The sequence below is a fragment of the Algicella marina genome (genome assembly GCF_009931615.1).
Lineage (GTDB): Bacteria > Pseudomonadota > Alphaproteobacteria > Rhodobacterales > Rhodobacteraceae > Algicella > Algicella marina.
Window position 1 is genome coordinate 3,864,075 of sequence record NZ_CP046620.1, and the last position, 13,611, is coordinate 3,877,685.

Sequence of the window (13,611 nt, forward strand, 5' to 3'; positions counted from 1 at the left end):
GGGTACAGAAATTAACATTTCTCGATGTTTGCAGGCATGTGGTACTGATCCGCGTTGTCGGCATTCCTCCGGCGCGTGTGTAACCATTGAGGAGACTTGAGATGCCGGCACCGGAAATTGTTGTCGATCCCGATACCGCAGGCGTTTCGATTGTCGATCCGGACCCCTCGATTTCCGTGATCTGGGATCAGGCGGTGCAGGCGGCAGTGATAGAGGCGGCGACGGGGCCGACGGTGGCCTCCCGTGCCTATGCTGTCACGCATGCGGCGATGTTCGAGGCCTGGGCGGCTTATGATCCGGTGGCGATCGGCACAGCGTTCGGCGATGCGTTGCAACAGGATGTCGGGTCGATCACGGACGTGAACAAGGCGGAGGCGATGAGCTATGCGGCTTATGTGGCCCTCGTCGACCTGTTTCCGGAACAGGTCGAGCGTTTTGACGCTTTGATGGACGATCTGGGATACACGAGCGATACTGCCGCTGTGAACAGCGATGCCGGCTTGTTGGGGATACAGGCCGGGGAAGGTGTTGTCGCGCGGTTTGCCGGGGACGGTTCCAATCAGGCGGGCGGATACGCCGACACTTCGGGCTATGAGCCGGAGAATGCCAACCGGGACAACGTGGCGGATATCGCGCACTGGACGCCGGAGTTTGTGCCGGCTGGCAGCAGTGATCCGGACAGCGTGCAGACGTTTCTGACGCCGCACTGGCAGGATGTGACCCCGTTTGCGCTGGACGCGAGCGACCAGTTCCGCCCGCCGGAGCCGGAGCCATTCTTTCTCGACACGTGGCAGGCGTCGCTGGACATGGATGCGGGGACGATCACGATTTTCGGACTCGGCGAGGATACCTCCATCCGGGATGTGCGAATGTTCCGGCGGTTCCTGCTGAACGAGTATGACTGCGACATCAGCCGGGGAGAAGTGAACCGGTTCACGAAGGAGGCGATCCGGGCAATCAATGGCGAGGGCCGGGCGGACCCCGACAACCTGCGGAGAGCGCTGACGCTGGATGTGTCGTCCGACCTGATTGGTGAGGTGATCAATCCCGGTTTCATTGAGCAGGCGGAGTATGTCGTTGGAGAAAGCGCGGCGCTGACCGACGAGACGAAAGTCGTCGCGGAGTTCTGGGAGGACGGTGGCGGCACATCTTTTCCGCCGGGAACGTGGATGACGTTCGCGGAGTATGTCTCGGCGCGGGACGACAACACGCTGGACGAGGACGCGCAGCTTTTTTTCATGATGAGCAACGCGGTCTTCGATGCCGGGATCGCGACGTGGGAATCGAAGGTGTATTACGACTATGCAAGGCCGGTTGCCGTGATTTCCGACCTTGGCGAGCTGGGGCTGATCGGGGAGTGGGGGACGGACTACCTCGGCAATGAGGGTTACGTGATCGACGCCTATGCCGGTCCGGGGCTGGGAACGCAGACGATCCTCGCCGCCGATTTCATTACGTATCAGCGTCCGGGTGCGGGGTATTCGCCGCCGTTCGCGGAATACACTTCCGGCCACAGTTCCTTCTCGGCGGCGGGTGCGGAAATCCTGAGCCTGTTCACCGGGTCGGACTATTTCGGGGCGGCGATCGACATCGACTTCCTGATGTTCGACGGTGTCGACGACCTCGACCTGACGGTTACGCTGGCATGGGACACGTTCAGCGACGCCGCCCTGTCTTCAGGTATGAGCCGGATCTACGGCGGCATCCATTTCAGTGACGGCAACGAGAACGGGCTGGATCTGGGGGCTGCCGTGGGTGCGACCGTGTATGAGACGGCGCTGGGCTTCATCAACGGTACGGCGGAGGATTTCTTCTTCGTCTGAGTGCGGTAGGGACCGCGGTAACGGACGTGGCCCTTGCAATCGAGAGGCCGTTTCCCGATAGCTTGCGAAAGCTGACGGGAGGCAAGTTTTGAATTTCGCGACTTTTCATGACCTTGCGGGGCAATCGGTTTTCGTTACCGGCGGCGGCTCCGGCATCGGGGCGGCGCTGACGGAAGGGTTTCTGCGACAGGGCTGCAAGGTGGCGTTCGTGCAGCGTTCCGACGCAGACGAATTCGTGAAGGAAATGGCCGGGGCAACGGGCAACCGGCCGCTGTTCCTGCCCTGCGACATCACCGACATCGCGGCATTGCGGGCGGCGATGGACACGGCGGCGGCGGAGCACGGACCGATCACGGTGCTGGTCAACAATGCCGCCAACGACCTGCGCCACGGGTTGGAGGACTATTCCCCCGAAGAGTGGGACAAGGCGCAGGACGTCAACCTGCGGCCGCATTACTTCACCATCCAGAAGGCCGCGCCGGGAATGCGGGCGGCTGGCGGCGGGGCCGTCATCAACTATTCGTCGATCAGCTACATGATGGGCAACGGCGGCTATGTCTCCTACGCCACGGCCAAGGCCGGCATCACCGGGCTGACGCGCGGGCTGGCACGGGAACTTGGGCCGGACGGCATCCGGGTGAACGCGCTGATGCCCGGCTGGGTGCTGACGGAGAAACAGATGGAGATGTGGGCGACGGCTGAAGATCTGGCGGCGATGATGGACCGCCAGTGCCTGAAGACGCACCTGAAGCCGGAGGACGTGGTCGGCGGCACACTGTTCCTCGCCTCGCAGGCCAGCCGGATGATGACGGGACAGGCGCTGGTGATCGACGGCGGCGTGGTGGTGACGGGATGAAGGCCGACTGGATCGCTGTCGACTGGGGAACCAGCAACCTGCGTGCATGGGGCATGGATGCGGGCGGCGCGGTGCTGGCCGAAGCGGTGAGCGAGGACGGCATGGGCGGGCTGGAGCCGGGCGGTTTCGAACCGGCGCTGCTGGAACTGGTGGAGCCGTGGCTGGGGCCGGGTGTGACCGATGTGATCGCCTGCGGCATGGTGGGCGCGCGGCAGGGCTGGGTGGAAGCACCCTACGCGAAGGTGCCGGTGGCGGCGCTGGGCGACGGCCTGACGCTGGCGCCGGTGCGCGATGGGCGACTGCGGGTGCAGATCCTTTCCGGCATCAGCCAGGACAACCCGGCGGACGTTATGCGTGGCGAGGAAACGCAGATTGCAGGCTATCTGGCCGAACAACCGAAGTATTCCGGCGTGATCGTGCTGCCGGGCACGCACACCAAGTGGGTGCAGATCGCGGATGGCGAGATCTTCCATTTCGGCACGTTCATGACCGGTGAACTTTATGCGTTGCTGTCGCGGCAGTCGGTGTTGCGACACTCGGTGGCGCAGGGGGGCGGTGCGGCTTTCGTGGAGGCGTTCGAGGCGGCGATGGCACGGCCGGAGGCGCTGGCGGCGCGTCTGTTCGGACTGCGGGCGGAGCATCTGCTGGCAGGCACGGACAAGGCGGTGCTGGGCGCGCGGCTTTCGGGGATGTTGCTGGGGCTGGAGTTCGCGGCGGCACGGCCCTACTGGTTGGGCCAGCAGGTGGTGCTGATGGCGGCGGAGCCATTGCTGGGCCTGTATCGTGAGGCGATGGGGGTGGTGGGTCTGATGCCGGAGGTGGCGGAGCCGGACGCTTGTGTGCTGGCCGGGCTGCGCGCCGCACGACTGGCGGGACTGGAAGGGAAGGGCGTGACATGAGTCGGAAGCTGATCGGGATCCTGCGCGGGGTGACGCCGGAAGAAGCGGTGGCGGTGGCCGGAGCGGTGATCGACGCGGGCATCACGCGCGTGGAGGTGCCGCTGAATTCCCCCGATCCGTTCAACAGTATCGCACGCATGGTCGAGGCCCACGGCGACAGGGCGGAAATCGGGGCCGGGACGGTTCTGGAGATCGCGCAGGTCGGCTGGCTGCTAGAAGTGGGCGGGCGCTTCGTCGTGTCGCCCAACTGCGACCCGGAGGTGATCCGCGCGACGAAGGCGCTGGGGCTGGGCTCCTACCCCGGCGTGTTCACCGCAAGCGAGTGTTTCACGGCGCTGAAAGCCGGCGCGGATGCACTGAAGGTGTTTCCGGCCGAGGTGATGGGACCGGCGGGTGTGAAGGCCCTGCGGGCAGTGCTCCCGGCCTCGACAGACATCTATGCCGTCGGCGGTGCCGGGCCGGAAAATTTCGACACGTGGGTGGCGGCCGGGGCGGCCGGATTCGGCCTCGGCTCATCGCTCTACAAGCCTGGGCGCACGGCGGAGGAGACGGGCGCGGCGGCACGGGCAGCAGTGGAAGCCTTCGACGGCATTGGCGGGTAAATCAACCGCGCCGCTGGGTGTTTGTGGGGATTGAGACGTCAGTTGGTGTTGCGGTTCCGGTCGTCAGGCAGAATTGCTGACGAGGCCAAAGAGTGGCAACCGGGACATCGCCCTGCATGTTGCGTCCCGTCGCTCGCCCCGCTTTTCGCCGCTCTTGAATGCGTCCGTTTTGGGCTGCGGGTCCGAGACGTACGGGGCACGCTCCCAACGTCCACGCAGGCTTGCGAAGGTCGCCGTTTCGCGGTAACATTCGCGTGAGGTCGGGCGGAATTTCTCCGCCGCCTTTCAGCAAAATTGTCGGAGGCATATGGGTGCGGTATCGCGAGCGCCTGCGCCGGGGATCGAGTGGCCCACGCTGGGCCTGATCTTCGTTGTATACGCAGGCTGGTTTGGACTGACTTTGGCGGCGGGTATAATTGGCGAATGGCCGGCGGCGGTCTTGCTGGCGGTTTTGCTGACGCTGCATTCCTCGCTTCAGCATGAGATCATGCATGGGCATCCGTTCCGGCGGCAGTGGCTGAACGACCTGTTTGCCATGCCGGGGGTGGGTATCTTCATTCCCTACGGCCGGTTCCGGGCGCTACACCTGGCCCATCATAAGGATGCCAACCTGACGGACCCGCTGGACGACCCGGAAAGCTTCTACTTCGAGCCGGAGGTGTTTCACAGCCTGCCGCGCTGGGCGCAGCGGGTGCTGGAGGTCAACAACACCCTGCTGGGACGGATTGTCATCGGGCCGTTGGTGGGCACCGAAGCGTTCATGCGAACGGAAATGCGGCTGATCCGGCGCGGAGACCGGACGGTGCAACGGGACTGGGTCGTGCATCTCTTGACGGTGGTTGCCGTGATCTTCTATCTCGACGCTGTGGGGATGCCGTTGCTGCCCTATGTCGCTGCCTGTTACGGGGCACTGGCGATCCTGAAGATCCGCACCTTTGCCGAGCATCAGGCGCATCTGCGCGCACCGTCGCGTTCCGTCATAATCGAAGACCGGGGACCGCTGGCGTTCCTGTTTCTGAACAACAACCTGCACGCGGTTCACCACAGCCATCCGCAGGTGCCGTGGTATGCGCTGCCGGTCGTGTTCAGATCGAAACGCATTTTCTATCTCGCCCGCAATGGCGGCTACCGGTTCGACGGGTACGGCGACCTGATCTTGCAGTACCTGCTACGGGCGAAGGAACCGTTGCCACATCCGCTGAAGCAGAAGACATGAGCGGGGCGGGCATCGCCAGCCTGCCGATGTACGTGACGGAGCGGACGGCGGCGGACTGGCGGATGCTCTGGGCGCTGATCGCCGGGGAACTGGCGGCCGCTGATGTTGCGGTGCCTTCCCTCATCGAACCGCCTTTCGAGTTGATGCCGCACTGGACGGCACCAGAATTGGTGCTGAGCCAGACTTGCTCCAAGCCCTACCGGGACAGTCTGGTGGGACGGGTGCGGATTCTGGGGGCGTTTGACTTTGGTCTGGAGGGATGCCCGGCGGGATACTATCGCTCCGCCATAGTTGTTCGCGGGGGGGAGACCCGGACGCTGGCGGCGCTGATCGACGGCGGCCGGGTGGCGATCAACGGCGCGGACAGCCAATCCGGCGCTGTGGCGTTGCAGCGTCTTGGCAGCGATCTGGCCGGGGTTCTGGTGACCGGGGCGCATCTGGCTTCCATAGATGCGGTGGCGGCGGGTGGGGCGGACGTGGCTGCCATCGACGCACAGACGTGGCGGCTGGCGCAGCGTGACCATGATGCGGCGGGAAGCTTGCGGGTGCTGCACTGGACGAAGCCGACGCCGGGACTTCCGTTGATCTGCGCTGCGGGCCAGCCGGTGGAACGGATCGCGGGCGCAGTTGCGCGGGCGGTATCGGCGATGTCGCCTGGGCTTTCGGCGCGACTTGCACTTCGCGGGTTCGTGCGGTTGCCAGAGGCGCTCTACAACGATCCGTCGATTTTCTGAGCGGCTTCGTCCGGGCTGAGGTCCTTTGCCTCATCCTCCAGATAGGCGGCAAACTCGCGGATCATCTTGCCGAGTTCCGGCGGCGTGGCCAGTTTCGCTGCCTTGCGCGGCTTGACCCAGTTGCGCCGGCGCTGGCCCTTTTCGGGGTATGAGCGCAGGTTTGTGCTGACTTCCATTGGGAAGACCTGAACCGTCAGGCGGATGCTCTTGCCGTTTTCGAGATATTTCAGGTAGCTGAAGAAGCCGATACTCCTTTCCGAGATGTCTCCGGCAACGCCGGCTTCCTCCCGCGCCTCCTGCGCGGCGGCCTCGGCATTGGTCAGGCGTTTCATCGGCCAGCCCTTCGGTGCGATCCAGCGGCGGGTGCGGCGTGAGGTGACGAGCAGGAACTGCAGGCCCTTTTTCGGCGAGCGTCGATAGCACAGCGCACACACCTGCTGGCGGCGGCGCTTGTACTTCCCCTCCTTGAGGGCGCGGCGATCCTTGACCTTATGTTTCTTGCCCATGGCCATGACTATGTCCAGCGACGGGGGGAGTGCAAGATTCGCCGTGTTGGTTGTGCCGACTTGTGGCCGCAGTGGCGCGGAGGCATAGAGACGCCGGAGCATTCGGGAGACGCTGGCTTTGGAATTGTGGATACCGATCACCATTGCCGCGGCGTTTTTCCAGAACATCCGCTTTCTGATGCAGAAACGGCTGACGTCGGAACTATCCACACTCGGCGTGACCTTCGCACGCTTCCTGTTTGCCGCGCCACTGGCGGTGATGCTGGCGGGCACGTTGCTGGCGGCAGGGCAGCCGTGGCCGGGGATGAACGCGGCGTTTTTTGGTTATGCACTGGTCGGAGCGCTGGCCCAGATCGTGGCGACAGCCTTGCTGGTAGCCTTGTTCGGGCTGCGCAACTTCGCCGTGGGGGTCACTTTTTCCAAGACCGAGACAGTGATGACGGCAATTCTGTCGGCGCTGGTGTTGGGAGAGTTGATGGCACCGGGCGGGCTGGTGGCGATCCTGATCACGGTAGTCGGTGTCGTCGTCATGTCCGGGCTGCCGGGCCGGGGCGCGCTGGCGACGGGGATCTTCAGCGGGGCGGCGGGCATCGGCATCCTGTCGGGGGTGATCTTTGCCATGGCCTCGATCGGATATAGGGGCGCCGCGCTGGCGCTGGAACAGGGTGACTTCCTGATCCGTGCGGTGGTGACGCTGGCGTTCGTAACGACTGTGCAGGCGGTGGCGATGGCTGCGTGGATGCGGTGGCGGGAGCCGGGGCAGGTTCGGCGTGTGGCGCGGGCCTGGCCGCGGGCCGGACTGGTCGGGCTGTTCGGGATGCTGGGTTCGCTGGGCTGGTTCGCGGCGTTCGCGTTGCAGAACGCGGCTTATGTCAAGGCGCTGGGGCAGGTGGAGCTGGTGTTCACGGTTCTGACCAGCGTGCTGTTGTTCGGGGAGCGGCTGAAGGCTTCGGAATGCCTTGGTATCGCCCTGATCGGCTTCGGCATTATCGTTCTGGTTCTCTGAAGACCCGAGACCGGGCTGTTGTCATCGGTCGGTTCTCAGACTGGTGCCAGCAAGAGCAGGGTTGAAAACGGACGTTCTTTCTGGCTGCATCTGATCTGAGGAAAGATGCGAGGGGGCTGCCGTAAGGACGTGAGCGAATGAGTGCGACCGAAAAAATCAACCGTCTGATGCTGATCGACGACAACGCGATCGATCAGAAGATGTATCAGCGGATCATTGCGCGATCCGGCCGGGTTGAAGAGGTCGTGACCTGCCTCAGCGCGATGGAGGCGCTGGACTACCTGGACGATCCGCAGCATCCGAAGATCGACGTGATCCTTCTGGATATCAACATGCCGCGGGTGAACGGTTTTCAGTTCCTCGAAGAGGCGACCGTTCGCTTCGGGACGGCGTTCACGCGGCTGGTGGTGGTGATGCTGACCACGTCACTCGACCCGCGCGATGCCGAGCGGGCCCGCAGTTATTCGGTTGTCCGCGATTTCCTCAACAAGCCTTTGAGCACAGAGCATCTGGACCAGATCGCACGATATCTCGAAGAGGACTGACATGCCCAGTCAGGCGGTGGGCTGGCCGTAGTAGAGACCGACGACATGCTCTGCCTCCGCGAAGAACAGCCAGCGGGCGATAAGCAGACCGGCGATGTGGCTGGCGAGGACCGGCAGCGCCAGCATGTGGCCGATACCGAACATGAGGCCGAGGCCCAGCGGGACCAGCGCCAGCAGGATAAGGGCCATGACCCGCAACTTGCGCCCGTGTTTGCGACCAATGCGGAAGACCATTTCCTTTTGCAGATAGTTCACGGAGGTGTGCGGAGCTTCCAGCAGGCGGAGGCGGGCCTCGGGGTCAAGCCCGGTGGCCGTGTTCATCGTGTGGCCGGCGCGGGCGAAGGCGGTGTCGCCATGAACCCACACGAAGGCCTGCAGCGCGGTGAGGATGGCGGACAGCCACAAAAAAGCTGTCGTGTTGCCTGCGAGCAGGGCACCGCCCGTTAGAGCATAGGCAAGAAAGAGCGCCGGTGTCGCGGGCGTATGCCATCGCGGAACCGTCTTCATCTGGGTGTAGATCATCGCCGTACAGAGAATGGTGGCGAAGGCGAGGAGGGCGGACAGGATGCCGAGCACGCTGCTGGGGCTGCCGGAGGTGACCCAGAGCAGGGCGTAGACTGAGAAGGTGGCGAGCGCGGCGATGGCGGCGATGCCTTCGCGCGACAGCCAGGATGAGCGCCATTGGCTGAGTGCCTTCCAGGCACGTTCGGGGTGGCCGAGGTGGAACAGCGAGGACAAGAGGCCGATTGCAGCCAGCGCGAGGGCGAGAATGCAGAAGGTGGCGGCAACCCACGGCGCCTTGTCGCCCGGCATGAGGCCAAGCCAGACCATCAGGCCGAAGCCGAGACCGGAAAGGGCGGTGAAGAGGATGATCGACGGCGCGGGGTGCATCAGAGCCGTTCCAGCGCCCGGTCGAGCCAGCCGAAAAAGCCGCCCGCGCCTTCTGTGCTTTCAGCGAGCAGCGGGCCCAGCACATCGGGGCCCGAGGTGTCCTGTTTGGGCCGGGGTGGCAGGTACTTGTTCACGGGTTTCGTGCCCTGCTCGGGCATCAGGTCGAAGCCGCCGCGCGCCTCCACCAGCTTGAAGACGCCGCTTTCGGGATCGGACAGATCGCCGAAATGGCGCGCGCCGGCGGGGCAGGTGCGCACGCAGGAGGGCACGCGGTCTTCCTCGGGGATGTTCTCGTTATAGATGCGGTCGACGCAGAGGGTGCATTTCTTCATCACCTTCTCCACCGGGTCCATCTCACGCGCGCCGTAGGGGCAGGCCCAGGCGCAGAGGCCGCAGCCGATACAGTCGCTCTCGTTCACCAGCACGATGCCATCCTCGGTGCGCTTGTAGCTGGCGCCGGTGGGGCAGACGGTGACGCAGGGCGCATCCGTGCAGTGCAGGCAGGATTTGGGGAAGTGGGTCACGGTGGCGGGGCCCGTTTCGGGCACGGCCTCGAAGGTGTGGACGCGGTTGAGGAAGGCGCCGACGGGCTGGCTGCCATAGGGATCGTCATCGCCCAGCGGCGCGCCGTAGGCCCCGGTGTTCCATTCCTTGCAGGAGATGACGCAGGCGTGGCAGCCGACGCAGGTATCGAGGTCGATCACGAGGCCGAGGGTCTTTTGGGTGCTGTCGGGCAGGCTGGTCATCTGGGCTCCGGTGCCGGGGCGGCGGCGCGCGCGGTCGCGGTGAATTCGGCGAGCGCTTCGTTGAACCGCTCGGGCGCATCGAGGAAAGGCGCGTGCCCGGCGCCCTGCATCGGCAGGTAGGTGGCCTGCGGAATGGCGGCGGCCAGCGCCGCGCCCGTGGCCGGGGCGACGACCGCATCCTTTTCCCCGTGGATGATCAGGACGGGGCGGCCAAGGCGGGCATAGATCGGCCGCAGGTCGCGATCCGCCGCGAACATCGCCCGCCGCGTGAGGCCCGAGACGCGCATCGCCTCGGCGGTGAAGGCGGCGATCTGGGCGCGCGGCAGGGGCGTGGCGGTGCAGGCTTCCTGGAAGGCGAGCGTGGCCTGCAGGCGGCGGGTGGGATCGTCGGTGTAGAGGTCGCGGTTAAGCGCCGGGCTGGCGGGGCCGAGCATCCACGGCTCGCGCGCGGCACCGGTGGCCGCGATGCCGCCCGCCAGCACGACACCGGCGATGGCCGCATCGCCGTGCACATCGAGATATTCGGCGATCACGCGCGCGCCATAGGACCAGCCGACAAGCACCGGCCGGTCGAACGAGAGCGTTGTGAGGATGGCGTGGAGATCGGCGGCCCAGCCTTCGGAGCCGGCGTAGGCCTGCTCGGTTTCGGGGGCATCGGATGTGCCGTGGCCGCGCAGGTCGAGGGCGACGAGGCGGTGGGTAGTGGCGAGCGGGCTTTCCAGCTGGCGCTGCCAGCAGGCATGGCTCTGCGCCCAGCCGTGGACAAGCAGGATCGGGGCGCCGTCCTGCGGGCCGGTATCGACGACGGAAAGGCCCGTGCCGTCGGCGGAGTGGATGCGGTGGTGGCGCGTCATGTCCATTCCTTGCCGTAGGCGAGCGTGGCGGGGCCGGTGCCCACGGGGGATTTCTGGTGGCCGGTATCGGGGCTGGTGGCGGGCTGGGGCGGCGCCTTGGCGATGTTCACGCGAAGGTCGTACCACGCCGCCTGCCCGGTGACGGGATCGGAGTTGGACCAGCGCAGGCCGTCGCCCTTGGGCGGTAGAAGCTCGTGGATGAGGTGGTTGAGGAGGAAGCCTTTGGTGGCTTCGGGCGCGTCCTCATCCAGCGCCCATGCGCCCCGGCGCTTGCCGATGGCGTTCCATGTCCAGACGGTATTCTCGTTCAGCGCCTCCATCAGGGCGACGGGGATGGTGATGCTGCCGTGAGCGGAGGTGAGGGTGGCCCAGTCGCCTTCCGCAAAGCCGTGCTCGCGCCAGACCTTGGCGGAGACGTAAAGCGGGTTACGCCCGTGGATCTGGCGGAGCCACGCGTTCTGGCTGCCCCATGAGTGGTACATGGCCGCCGGGCGCTGGGTGAGGGCGTGGAGTGGGTAGGCGGATTGGTCCACCGCCGCCTGCTCGAAGGGTTCGTACCAGATCGGGAGCGGGTCCATCGCCTCGCGGAGGCGGGCGCGCAGGTGGTCGGGCGGCTGGTGGTCGCCCTTGCCTTCGGCGGCCATCTGGAACTTACGCATCGGCTCGACATAGAGTTGGAAGAGGTAGGGCTCGGGCGCGTCGGAGACGTAGAAGCCCATTTTCGCGGCCCACTCCTGATAGGCCATGTTGGTGGGCTTGTTGAACTGCGCTTCGGGCGCGATGTGCTGGGACCAGAAGGCGCCGTTGGCCTTGTAGCGCTCGATCTGTTCGGGGTTCGGCGCGCCCCGACCGCTTTCGCTGCCATCGCCGCGAAAGCCCGCCAGCGGGCCGATGCCGGGGCGGCGCTGGTGGTTGAGGATGTAGTCCTCGTAGTCCTTGTAGACCGGGTTGCCCTCGGTGTCCGTCATGCCGGGGAGGCCGAGCTTCGCGCCCAACTGGATGAGAGCGGACTGGAAGCCGCGCACCTCTCGGTCGGGCTCCACCACCGGCCAGCGGATCGCGTCGGCCACGGCGTCGGGCTCGCAGATCGGGCGGTCGAGCAGGGAGATGCAATCGTGCCGTTCGAGATAGGTGGTGTCGGGCAGGATCAGGTCGGCATAGGCGACCATTTCGGAGGAATAGGCATCCGAGTAGATGATCCTGGGGATCCTGTAGTCGCCGGTTTCGTCGGTGTCGGTCAGCATCTCCATCACGCCGGCGGTGTTCATCGACGAGTTCCATGCCATGTTGGCCATGTACATGAACAGCACGTCGATCGGGTAGGGATCGCCCGCGTGGGCGTTGGAGATGACCATGTGCATCATGCCGTGGGCGGCGAGGGGCGCCTCCCACGTGAAGGCCTTGTCGATGCGGGCGGCGGTGCCGTCAGGCTTGATGCCGAGATCCTCCGGCCCGCGCGGGTAGCCGAGATGCGGGCCGTCGAGCGGTTTGCCGGGGGTGGTGCGGAAATGCGGGCGCGGGTGGGCGGAAACGGGCTTGGGGTAGGGCGGCTTGAAGCGGAAGCCGCCGGGCACTTCGACCGAGCCGAGGAGAAGCTGGAGGACGTGCAGGGCGCGGCATGTCTGGAAGCCGTTGGAATGGGCGGAGATGCCGCGCATGGCGTGGAAGGAGACGGGGCGGCCCTTGGTGGTTTCGTGGCGGGTGCCGCGGAAATCCGTCCACGGCTGGGGGATCTCGATTTCTTCCTCGAAGGCGGTGCGGGCAAGCTCGGCCGCGATGCGTTTGATCTGCGCGGCCGGGATGCCGCAGCGCTCGGCCACCGCTTCGGGCGCGTATTCGGGTGCGAGGTAGCGGTTTGCGAGATGTTCGAAGACGGGGGTGAGGCCATCGTGGGTGCCGTGGAGGGCGGGCTTGAGGCCGGGTTTGTCGAAGGGCTGGGGGCTTTGGGTGGCGCGGTCCCAGACGAGTTCCTTGCCGGCATCGTCGCGGGCGAAGAGGCCGTCCGCATCCAGCAGCACGGGGGCATTGGTGGTGCGGATGAGGTAGTCGAGGTCGATGTTGCCGGATTTCAGCAACTCGTGGACGAGGGCCAGAATGAAGAGCCCGTCGGTGCCCGGCGTGATGGCGACCCATTCGTCGGCGATGGCGTTGTAGCCAGTGCGGACGGGGTTGACGCCGATGATCTTGGCCCCGCGTTCCTTCAGCCGCCCGAGGCCCATCTTTATCGGGTTGCTGTCATGATCTTCGGCCACGCCGAAGATCATGAAGAGCTTGGTCCGCTCCCAGTCGGGGCTGCCGAATTCCCAGAACGCGCCGCCGAGCGTGTAGATGCCGGCGGCGGCCATGTTGACCGAGCAGAAGCCGCCGTGGGCGGCGTAGTTGGGCGTGCCGAACTGCTGCGCCCACCAGGAGGTAAGGCTTTGCGACTGGTCGCGCCCGGTGAAGAAGGCGAGCCTTTCGGGCGCGGTCTCGCGCACGGGGGCGAGCCAGCTTGCCGCCGTCTCCAGCGCCTCGTCCCAGGTGATCTCCTCGAACTCGCCGGAGCCGCGGGGGCCTGTGCGGCGCAAGGGCGCGCGGAGCCGGGCGGGGGAGAGATGCTGCATGATCCCCGCCGAGCCCTTGGCGCAGAGCACGCCCTTGTTCACGGGGTGATCCCGGTTGCCCTCGATGTATTTTACTTTGCCGTCCCGCAGGTGAACGTTGATGCCGCAGCGGCAGGCGCACATGTAGCATGTCGTCTTGCGGATCTCGTCTGCCACCTTCGGGGAGGTGTCGATCTTGGGCTGGTGCGTCATGGGGCGAGAGTGACGGGTGGCGGGGGAAAAAGCGAGGCCAGATCGGGTGTTTGTTAGGGCCAGATGGGGGGTGCCCAGAGTTGGGCCACGGCGCGGGACGGTGGAGGTGCACTTGGACGACCGGTATTTCGCACGGCG

At 65.6% G+C, this 13,611-nt stretch carries 13 protein-coding genes; 8 read left to right on the forward strand and 5 right to left on the reverse strand.

What is annotated here, in order from left to right; genetic code table 11:
- Nucleotides 1–101 precede the first annotated feature (101 nt).
- From GO499_RS18975 to GO499_RS19000, 6 genes are all read left to right on the forward strand, one after another.
- Complete coding sequence (locus GO499_RS18975; protein ID WP_161863659.1) at nt 102–1,823, forward strand: vanadium-dependent haloperoxidase; 1,722 nt, start codon at nt 102–104, stop codon at nt 1,821–1,823.
- 88 nt (nt 1,824–1,911) lie between these two features.
- Nucleotides 1,912–2,679 carry an SDR family NAD(P)-dependent oxidoreductase gene (locus GO499_RS18980; protein ID WP_161863660.1) on the forward strand — a complete coding sequence of 256 codons (768 nt, stop codon included), beginning with the start codon at nt 1,912–1,914 and terminating at the stop codon, nt 2,677–2,679.
- Entirely contained in the window at nt 2,676–3,578 is a 903-nt protein-coding gene (locus tag GO499_RS18985) for a 2-dehydro-3-deoxygalactonokinase (protein WP_161863661.1), read from the forward strand. The genes GO499_RS18980 and GO499_RS18985 overlap by 4 nt, the downstream gene beginning before the upstream one ends.
- Nucleotides 3,575–4,180: a 2-dehydro-3-deoxy-6-phosphogalactonate aldolase gene (locus tag GO499_RS18990; RefSeq protein ID WP_161863662.1), complete on the forward strand. Its 606-nt coding sequence runs from the start codon at nt 3,575–3,577 to the stop codon at nt 4,178–4,180. The genes GO499_RS18985 and GO499_RS18990 overlap by 4 nt, the downstream gene beginning before the upstream one ends.
- A gap of 307 nt (nt 4,181–4,487) precedes the next feature.
- A complete protein-coding gene (locus GO499_RS18995) occupies nt 4,488–5,396 on the forward strand; it encodes a fatty acid desaturase (protein WP_161863663.1) in 909 nt (302 codons plus the stop codon).
- Nucleotides 5,393–6,130, forward strand: a complete 738-nt coding sequence (locus GO499_RS19000; protein ID WP_161863664.1) for a PhnD/SsuA/transferrin family substrate-binding protein — start codon at nt 5,393–5,395, stop codon at nt 6,128–6,130. The genes GO499_RS18995 and GO499_RS19000 overlap by 4 nt, the downstream gene beginning before the upstream one ends.
- Here the strand turns inward: GO499_RS19000 and GO499_RS19005 are convergent.
- The gene (locus GO499_RS19005; protein WP_161863665.1) at nt 6,106–6,738 is read right to left on the reverse strand and encodes an NUDIX hydrolase; all 633 of its coding nucleotides are present in this window, start codon (nt 6,736–6,738) and stop codon (nt 6,106–6,108) included. The two genes, GO499_RS19000 and GO499_RS19005, sit on opposite strands and share 25 nt — an antisense overlap.
- Nucleotides 6,739–6,754: 16 nt before the next feature.
- Between GO499_RS19005 and GO499_RS19010 the strand changes: the two genes are divergently transcribed.
- Both GO499_RS19010 and GO499_RS19015 read left to right on the forward strand, forming a co-directional pair.
- Nucleotides 6,755–7,642: a DMT family transporter gene (locus GO499_RS19010; RefSeq protein WP_161863666.1), complete on the forward strand. Its 888-nt coding sequence runs from the start codon at nt 6,755–6,757 to the stop codon at nt 7,640–7,642.
- 137 nt (nt 7,643–7,779) lie between these two features.
- Nucleotides 7,780–8,187, forward strand: a complete 408-nt coding sequence (locus GO499_RS19015) for a response regulator (RefSeq protein WP_161863667.1) — start codon at nt 7,780–7,782, stop codon at nt 8,185–8,187.
- A 9-nt stretch (nt 8,188–8,196) separates the two neighbouring features.
- Here GO499_RS19015 and GO499_RS19020 read toward each other — a convergent pair whose 3' ends face one another.
- Genes GO499_RS19020 through GO499_RS19035 form a run of 4 tightly spaced genes read right to left on the reverse strand, consistent with a single transcriptional unit; the run spans nt 8,197 to nt 13,473 of the window.
- Entirely contained in the window at nt 8,197–9,078 is an 882-nt protein-coding gene (locus GO499_RS19020; protein WP_161863668.1) for a dimethyl sulfoxide reductase anchor subunit family protein, read from the reverse strand.
- Nucleotides 9,078–9,824: a 4Fe-4S dicluster domain-containing protein gene (locus GO499_RS19025; RefSeq protein WP_161863669.1), complete on the reverse strand. Its 747-nt coding sequence runs from the start codon at nt 9,822–9,824 to the stop codon at nt 9,078–9,080. The genes GO499_RS19020 and GO499_RS19025 overlap by 1 nt, the downstream gene beginning before the upstream one ends.
- Nucleotides 9,821–10,678, reverse strand: coding sequence for an alpha/beta fold hydrolase (locus GO499_RS19030; protein WP_161863670.1), 858 nt, complete (start codon nt 10,676–10,678; stop codon nt 9,821–9,823). Before GO499_RS19030 ends, GO499_RS19025 begins: the two co-directional genes overlap by 4 nt.
- The gene (locus GO499_RS19035) at nt 10,675–13,473 is read right to left on the reverse strand and encodes a molybdopterin oxidoreductase family protein (RefSeq protein WP_161863671.1); all 2,799 of its coding nucleotides are present in this window, start codon (nt 13,471–13,473) and stop codon (nt 10,675–10,677) included. Before GO499_RS19035 ends, GO499_RS19030 begins: the two co-directional genes overlap by 4 nt.
- Between the last annotated feature and the right edge of the window lie 138 nt (nt 13,474–13,611).